Origin of the sequence: Microcoleus sp. Pol12B4, from assembly GCF_036701385.1 — a bacterium.
Classification (GTDB): domain Bacteria; phylum Cyanobacteriota; class Cyanobacteriia; order Cyanobacteriales; family Microcoleaceae; genus Microcoleus.
Genome location: NZ_JAUBQR010000257.1, coordinates 1 through 8,744 on the forward strand (window position 1 = coordinate 1; position 8,744 = coordinate 8,744).

General features: G+C 44.7%; 2 protein-coding genes. Both read right to left on the reverse strand.

Going from position 1 to position 8,744, the window contains the following annotated elements; translation table 11 throughout:
• On the reverse strand, positions 1 to 1,987 hold a 1,987-nt coding region (locus tag QUA38_RS25205; protein WP_333166792.1), incomplete at its 3' end, for a phosphodiester glycosidase family protein.
• 178 nt (positions 1,988 to 2,165) lie between these two features.
• A complete protein-coding gene (locus tag QUA38_RS25210; RefSeq protein ID WP_333166794.1) occupies positions 2,166 to 7,658 on the reverse strand; it encodes an AAA family ATPase in 5,493 nt (1,830 codons plus the stop codon).
• Between the last annotated feature and the right edge of the window lie 1,086 nt (positions 7,659 to 8,744).

Sequence of the window (8,744 nt, forward strand, 5' to 3'; positions counted from 1 at the left end):
GCGCCAGTTCTGCGAAATTTGGCCCCGCCCCGCCCGCGCGATTGTGCACCGCTACAATCAGCAAATTCCCCGCAGCAGTTCGCCCGATCGCACTTCTAATTGCTGTCTGTCGAACATAGGCATCGCTAAACCCTTCCGCTTTAGCATCTAGCACAACTTGACTGTTTTGTACCAACACCGGCCCGCCGCCGAGAATGTAAGGAAAACGGTTGAACTCAGCAGGAAAAGTGTTAGTTTCTAAACGCAATAAAGTGCCGATGGATAGTTCAGATGCAGGGAATAAATCCGAACGCAAAGCCAAAATATAACCGTTAGCTGGAATGGGGAAACTTGTTGTTCCCGTCGCACCTCCGGGGAATTGGCTGACAACTCGATCGGCCGCAACTGTCACAACTATTTCATTGGCAGACAACGGAGTATAAGTTGTTCCCCAATCAGGAGTGTAGCGACCGATTCCCGGCTGTACGTAGGCACTATTGAGATGAGAAACAGGCAAAAATTGATTTGCCGGAGTTATCACAGTTTCTTGCAAAGTCAAACGATTGATCGCAAATTCTCCCCGATCGTTCCAGGCTATCGCTCCCCGGTTCAATATCGGCCCGGAAAGCCATTTATTGTCGCGCCTAATTGCCCCTAAAGCTAAGCCATTAATTCGATTGAAAAAACCTGCATTAATCGCCGCAGCCGCACCCGACACTTCTGCTGTTTGCAATAAAGGCGCAGTGCCTTGATCAGTCGGTGGATTACTGAGAATTGGTCGAATTTTTACACCAGCTTGACGCGGATTAACTTCGAGCCAAACTACTGGAAAACGAGCCGTTCCTAAATTCTGATACTGCTGCCGCCACTGCACACCGGGCGCCCAAATAATGTTTTTTTCTACTAAGGAATCTGGCCGAATGTCGATAACTAATCGATTGGGATTTCTCAAGCTGAAAACTTGCGGCCGCCAACCTAAAGGAATCGTCACTTTGACTTTGGTTTGAACGCCGTCAGGTTCGACTTTTAGTGATAGCAATTGTTTGCTGGTTGAGAAAGTCTGCTGAATTATGGCGGGTGCGACTTTGGCATCAATCGCGATCGACCATTCTTGACCGGCGATCGGCGCTGCAGGCGTTATTTGCAGCGGGAGGGCGGGTTTGGTCGGGTCGTCTGGTGTTTCGAGGTTTGGCGCTGTGCGGAGGTTTTGCAGTGGGATAGGGGGCTTTGTGGGGTCATCCGGGGGGTTGGGTGTGGGTGTCGGCGACGGGCTTGGTTTATCGACAAAGTTGACTTGCCAGGGAGTTGGCCGATCGAGATCTACAACAATGCGATCGCCCGATTCTATTTCTGCTTGCCGAATTCCGGTAACACTTGCAGTTTGAGAAGTAATTTTTAGAATATTCCCATCAGCAGATATCTCCCAGCCCGCAAGTCTAGCAAAATCGGTAACATCTAAGTAACGATACGGGCCTGTTGCCCGCGCTGCTAAGCTTTGAGCGTCGGTTAAAGATACCGAAAACCACTGCACCGGTTGTTTGGCACTGTCGGCGCTGCTAAGCAAATCCACTCCCGCACTTTGCATCAATCCAACGTCAGCAATCCAAGTTCGGAAATCCCCAGAAGTGCTGTTTGCCGCCGCCTGCTGAGTCCAAGTTAGGGGGAGAATGCGGCCGTTTAGAGACACTTGGCGGCCTTGTCTAATTATCGAAGAGGGCGGTACAGATTGAGCCAAAAACCTATATTCCGACAGGGAATGAATTCCCTGTCTCATAGCTGAAGTTCTCTCAAGAGAACTATCGCTCAATATTTCAGTCGGTTTTAACCGACTTTCGCTATCAGCCAGGGAATGAATTCCCTGGCTGGAGATCGAAGCATGAATCAGCCCAGCCCTCTCCCCCTGTTGCGATCTTCCGGGTTGATTCCAGAGCAAAGACGGGGCGATCGCCAGTACGGGTAAAATCGAAACTGACAATATTGGACGCCAATAGGACAAATTACGTTTCACAGCTTACAACTCACTATTTCACTTCTAAACTCATAGGTGTATAGGAACCCGGAATATCCGTATGTTTCTTCCTACTAAACCCGATATTTTTGACGATAACTACGATCGGCAGGAAGCTGTCGATCGAGTCTAGGTTAGCCGATGGCGCTAATTGCGCTAAAGACCTACTGCGAACTGCTCACCCTGGAATACAAATAACAAACTCCGAACCCTGCCCTAGGAAGGAATTCACTGTTAACGTACCTCCATGTTTTTCCACAACAATCTGGTGGGCGATCGACAATCCTAATCCGGTTCCTTGACCCACAGGCTTGGTTGTGAATAAGTGGTTAAAGATGTTTTCCTTGACTTCGTTCGACATCCCCACTCCATTATCCTTAATGCGAATCAAAACGTGATTTTTGAATTCGCTCAGAGCAGTTTGAACCGTGATTTGATTAGGTCTGGCTTTAATTTCTTTAAAAGTGCGCTCCTTATTTGACTCTTCCAGAGCGTCAATGGCATTTGCCAGTACGTTCATAAATACCTGGTTTAACTGGCCGGGAAAGCATTTCACTAGGGGCAAATCACCATACTCTTTCACCACTTCAATGGCAGGGCGGAACTCGCTGGCTTTTAAACGGTGCTTGAGAATCAGGAGAGTGCTTTCGAGTCCGTCGTGAATATTGAAAGAAACTGGTCGATCGCTATCTGCCCTGGAAAACGTTCTCAAACTTGTACTGATATTGCGGATGCGCTCGACTCCCTCCTTCATCGAGCCAATCAATTTGGGCAAATCTTCTCGCAAATACTCCAAGTCCATATCCTTAATTTCTGTTTCAATTTCCCCTCCCGGATTGGGAAATTTTTCTTGATACAAATCAATCAAGTTGAATAAATCCCCCACGTATTCTTGAGCCGGTTGCAAGTTGCCGGCGATAAAGCCTACGGGATTGTTAATTTCGTGGGCTACCCCTGCGACTAAATTTCCCAAAGCAGACATCTTTTCACCCTGCACCAATTGCAGTTGCATCTGTTTGAGATCCTGAATAGACTGCTCCAGTTTTTGGGCATAATCCTGAGATTGTTGATAAAGCTGTTGAGATTGCTGATACAAGCGGGCGTTTTCCAGCGAGATGGCAGCTTGGGAGCAGAGGATGTTGAGGAGGGCGACGCGATCGCCAGTGAATGCCCCTGTCGTCAGATTATTTTCCAAATACAGGATTGCCATCATTTTGCCTTGATGAATAATCGGAGTACATAGGACGCTCTTAGGTTTGTGCTGCTTGATATAGGGGTCAGAAGTAAATATTAATTCAGTCTTTACATCATCGAAAACTAGGGTTTTCTGGGTGCGTTTGACATAATTAATCACAGTCTGGGGAATTGATTCGCTCTCCTCGATCCCAATAGTTTCTTGCAGAAGACAGCCTTGGCGATCGCTACAGTGGACAGCGATTGTCCAGTTTTTTTCTTCTTTCAAAATTAATACTCCTGTTTGAGCGCCTGCATTCTGAATCGTCACTTCCATAAGGGTAGTGAGCAATTGTTCCAGCTTAATTTCGCTCGACAAAGCTTGATAAGCTTTGATAACAGTTGGTAAATCTATTACTGTGGTACTCGTACTGCCAGCAATTGTTTGGTGATGACTTGAAATCAATGAACTCTCATTGGATGTAGTACCTTCCTCGAACGAACGAGCGTTTTCCTGTTTCAAGATAGGAGCCAGAAGTTCGGGATAGCGTTGTTCTAGATCGTCGATTTTTGCTTTCGCTCCCCAACGAGCATAAGCATAGTAAGCATCTCTTAGATATACCTGGCCAAGTTTTTCTTTCCCCCATGCCATGTAGAATTTAGCAGCCAATTCATTCGCCAGAGCTTCTTCGTTGAGATAATCGTTTTCTTTAGCCAGAACAATGGCGCGATCGTAACTCTCCATCGCCTGCACATTTTCACCCCGCACTCGGAACAGTTCGGCTTCCACTAGGTAACATTTGTGCGAGAAATTCATGGGCGCGTGATGTGCCCATTTATGAAGGGTTTCCTGGTTGCTTTTCACTTTTTGCAGATGTTCTTGTTTCTCTTCTGATGAACCCACATCGCTACAAACTCCCAGCCGTGCTAGAGAGTCATAAAAGTAGAACATCGGGACATTGAGCATACCCGTCACCGCGTCTAAATACTGTTCGGCTTGCCGAGCATTTTCTAAAGCTTGCTCGGTTTCTCCAAACAGATAACACACAAGCATTTTATGAAAGTAAAAATAGTGGAGTCCGTTGCGATCATTGGCTTGGATGTGAAATGGAAGCATTGTTTGTTCATTGTAGGCATCTCCCACAAATTGACAGGGATTTTCCGATCGCCCCAGCAGATTTAATAAAGCCTGATGAACAATTTGAGTATAATTTAACGCTGCTTCTTGTTTGAATTGAACCAGCGCATGGCAATAGGTCGCTACTTCTTCTTCTAGCCCCGCAATTTCTCGACCGATTAAATATGAATATTGAGAAATTTCTTTTGCTGAATATCCCAATTCAAGTTCTCCCGTTTCCAGTCCTATCGCGTAACCTTCTTTTAAAAGAGGGATAGTTTCTTTGACATGATGTTTACCATGTATGATGTGAACCCCGACTGTATAAAATACTTTAGTTTTCAGGTAATTGGCATTAAAGAACTCCACAATATTTAACGCCAATTGCCCAAACTCAAACCCTGTTTCAATGTCTTGAACTACCCCGCTTAATACCAATCCATACAAGCCGTAAGCAAAAGCAGATAAGGGAGCATTCCCATAACTAACTGATAAATTAACCATTTCCAAAATAACCAACGGCAGCAGAAGTGGAGCCGTGATGTAGGCTGGAGAAACTAAACCTGATAGAATCCGCAAAGCTGCTTGCTTTTGGAGATTTTCCATTTCTGGCGAATCAATAAAGTCCGCAATTTTTTTGCCAGCAAAAAGTGACGCGGTTTGTTCTAGCCCCTGCTGAATATCTGCCGGAGTTGGATTTTCTGGAAAGCAGATTCCCAAGAGTTTGAGAACTGCTAACCCCATTTCAACGGCTTGTTTGGGTTTGACTTGCGCCGTACAAGCAGAAAGCTCGATTTCATAAACTTTGACCTTATCCAGCAGTGTTCTGGCATGGTGCAGGACTAAAGCTGCTAATTCCTCCATTTCCTGAAAATCATAGCTCAGGTATGCAGTTTCTGCCGCTAATACGTGCAGTTCCAGGGCTGTTTCATAGTGAGTTTGCCAGCTATCGGGAGCTAGAATTTGCCTTCCAAAACTTAAATATTTGCGTGCCGCAGCATAAGCGGTAGCAGTCTTCGCTTGACGTCCAGCGATTAAATTCAACTCAGCCAGTTGGTAACGTTCGGTTGGGTCGGTAATTAAATCAACACCATAATTCAACTGGTTGACTATATTAAAAATTTTCTCTTCTCTTTCTATTGTGGGAGTATTAATCAACAAAAGTTGACCAATATTGAGATGAGTGGATTGTTTCTGGGATTCGGGAATCAAAACGTAAGCTGCTTGCTGTACGCGATCGTGCAGAAATTTGTAATAACAGGAATCTGGATTCTGGAACCACGAGTCAGAAGTATTGCTTTCTCCTTCTGAATTCTGATTTGTGAATTCAAAATCCTCTGAAGTAAAAAATTTATAAACTTCAGTTAGTGGGAGAATCAACCCTGCTTGCAAAGCAGGCCACAAGTTGGCTGCCGTATCTGAAGAAGATTTTTCACAAACTACCGCCAGCGTTGCTATATCGAATTCGTTACCAATGCAGGCAGCTAATTTTAAAACTTCTTGAGTCTGAGATGGCAACTTTTGCAATTGAAGCGCCATGAACTCGACCACATCATCTGTCAGGGATAAGGTTCGTACTGTGGCAATATCGCACTGCCAATACCGCTCCTCAAAATTAAAGGTAATTAACCCATCTTCATGCAAAGATTTGAGAAATTGCGTGCTGAAAAATGGATTGCCTTGGGTTTTTTGATCGACCAGTTCTGTTAAGGGCATAGCCAAGGCTCTAGAACAAACTAAAGTATCGGCAATCAAACAATTCAAATTGAAACAATCGAGCGGCGCGAGGGTAATGGTGTTTACCGTAGCTCCGGTTTGTTGAATGTCGGATAATGTCAGCACTAAAGGGTGTACGGGACTGACTTCGTTATCTCGATACGCTCCAATTAATAAGAGATAGCGCCGATCGCGATCGCTCATCAAAAGTTGAATCAACTTTAACGAGGCTGAGTCGGCCCATTGCAAGTCGTCTAAGAAGATGACGAGGGGATGTTCTTTGGTTGTGAAGAGTTGAATGAAGTTCTCTAATAAGCGATTGAAGCGATTTTGGGCAGCACTGCCCGAAAGCTCTGGTGCAGGTGGTTGCTCTCCGATAATCCGTTCTAGTTCAGGAATAACCTCAACGATTACCTGAGCATTCTCGCCCAATGCTGCCAGGATTTGAGTCTTCCACTGTTCAACTTTAGCATCTGTTTCGCTCAGCAATTGCTTCATTAAATCGCGAAAAGCTTGTACAAAAGCTGAGAAGGGTTGGCTGCGTCCAAATTGGTCGAATTTGCCTTTGATGAAGTAGCCTCTAGCTGCGACAATCGGTTTGTGAACTTCGTTGACGACGGCGGTTTTGCCAATGCCTGAGAAGCCAGCCACCAGCATCATTTCCGCGCTTCCTGCACTCACGCGATCGAAGGCTGTCAGTAGGGAGAATACTTCGATCTCTCTACCATATAATTTTTCGGGAACAATGAAGCGATCGCACAAATCTCGCTGCCCTAGTTTAAAAGAGGCGATTTCTCCAGTTTGTTGCCACTGGTACAAACAAGTTTCCAAATCAAACTTGAGTCCGATCGCACTTTGATACCTATCTTCAGCATTCTTCGCCATCAGTTTGCTAACAATTTCAGACAGCACCAATGGAACGCTTTTGTTGATGTGATGGAGTGGGATAGGCTGCTTGGCAAGGTGACAGTGTACTAACTCTATCGGATCTTCGCTTTGGAAAGGCAACTGTCTCGTCAGCAGTTCGTAGAATGTGACTCCCAGAGAGTAGAAATCCGTGCGGTAGTCAATGCCTCGGTTCATTCGCCCAGTTTGTTCTGGAGATATGTAAGGTAAAGTGCCTTCGAGGAGGTTGGGGTTTTGAATTTCTTGAGTTTGGCGCGGCAACAGGGAAGCGATGCTGAAGTCAATCAGCTTAACTTGTTTGCTGACAGGGTTAATTAGAATGTTGGCAGGTTTGAGGTCTTTATGGATGATGTGGTGGCGATAAAGTCCGTCAAGCGAGTTGGCAATTTGAATTGCAATGGGAAGAAACTCGTTAATGGGCAACCCTTCCAGAGGTTCCCTGCTGGCGAACACCAGACTAGCCAGGTAGCTACTTAAGGAAATTCCGCCAAAGTCTTCCATTACCAGACCATAGTGGTTATGGTAAGTCTCCAGGCTGTATGCCTTGACAGTGCCAGGGATCTCTAAGTTTTTAGTAATGACAAACTGATTGCGGAAGTGAACCAGTTCGTGGAAGCGGGGAAAGTTATTTCGCAGCAGTTTGATAACTACGGGCTGCTGATCAGAAGACCGACGGCCACGATAAACTAGAGTTCGATTGCCTGCGTATATTTGCTCGTTAATCTCATATCCTCGAAAAATATTTGTTATGCTAGCCATATCTACGTATTCCTACTGCTTCTGTCTAGCTGAAGCTTTTTAGAGTTAATATCTACTATTTTCCCTCTATCGGCTGTGCTATTGATTAACTATATTTAGTTTAAGCTACTTTCTAGCTTAAATTATAAAAAAGCGATTTTTCAAACAAGACTTAATATTTGGGGTGCTTTAGGTTGTCTACTTATTATTTTGAGATCGCGCCAACCTAAAGTAACTTTAGCTTTTGGCCTATTTGCTGAGTCATTAACACCCAAAAATAAAAGTTGGCAGGCTTGATTTAATCTAACCTCTTCGTTAGGAGAACAGATTGAATTCTCAAGTTATCTGCCATTTTAATCATTGTCAACTTATTTGAATTTCTATTTTTAATGTAATATGATTACCAGGATTTATATAAGTGAATCTAGGTCTACCTGTATGCAGAATTGAGCGTAATAACCATCGGCACATTTTACCACTCTTACGATTTCCGCTAAATGGCTTTCTTTTATAAAAGATAGGCATGAAATATTCCCCATGCCAATCAAATCTGTAAAAACGCTCACGGTTGAGCTAAACAAAATTACCAATGACAAGGTTGTGAGCGTTAGTCGAGTTGAGTTTGAGATTTGAGATTTACTTCAATGAATCTGGCAGCTTGAACAGTAGTCTAAAATTTTTGCCTCTCCCCGAATCCTGTCAGCAAGCAAGTATCCATTTGGGGGCGTGGTCAAAAAAGTGGCGCCGGCTCTACCAGATGCTCCTAATGTGTGAGAAATCCTGGAAATAGCCTGCATTGATGACTGACAAAACTTTGCGGGGGAAAATATAAATTAGAGTTATGGATAACTGTCAACCTTTTTCGGCTAGGCATCTTAGCGTGGGTTCTGGATGATCGCTGACAAGACTTGCACACAAACTCTGACTGTAATGGGTGAAATTTTATCAATTTTTTGATAAACTTGATGTTCGCGGCTTGAGAGTTGACTTCACAATAAGACAGGTTTCACCAGTTGTGAACCGCGCTCCTACATTGCACCTACCGACTGAGCGGGCAGGTGGCTTTTGTGTCTGCGGGCGCTGACGAAAGCAACTCAACAGCGCAGC

What these genes read in the sequence shown, in the direction of transcription:
- QUA38_RS25210 (WP_333166794.1), bottom strand. Translation starts at nt 7,658, where the DNA reads ATGGCTAGCATAACAAATATTTTTCGAGGATATGAGATTAACGAGCAA.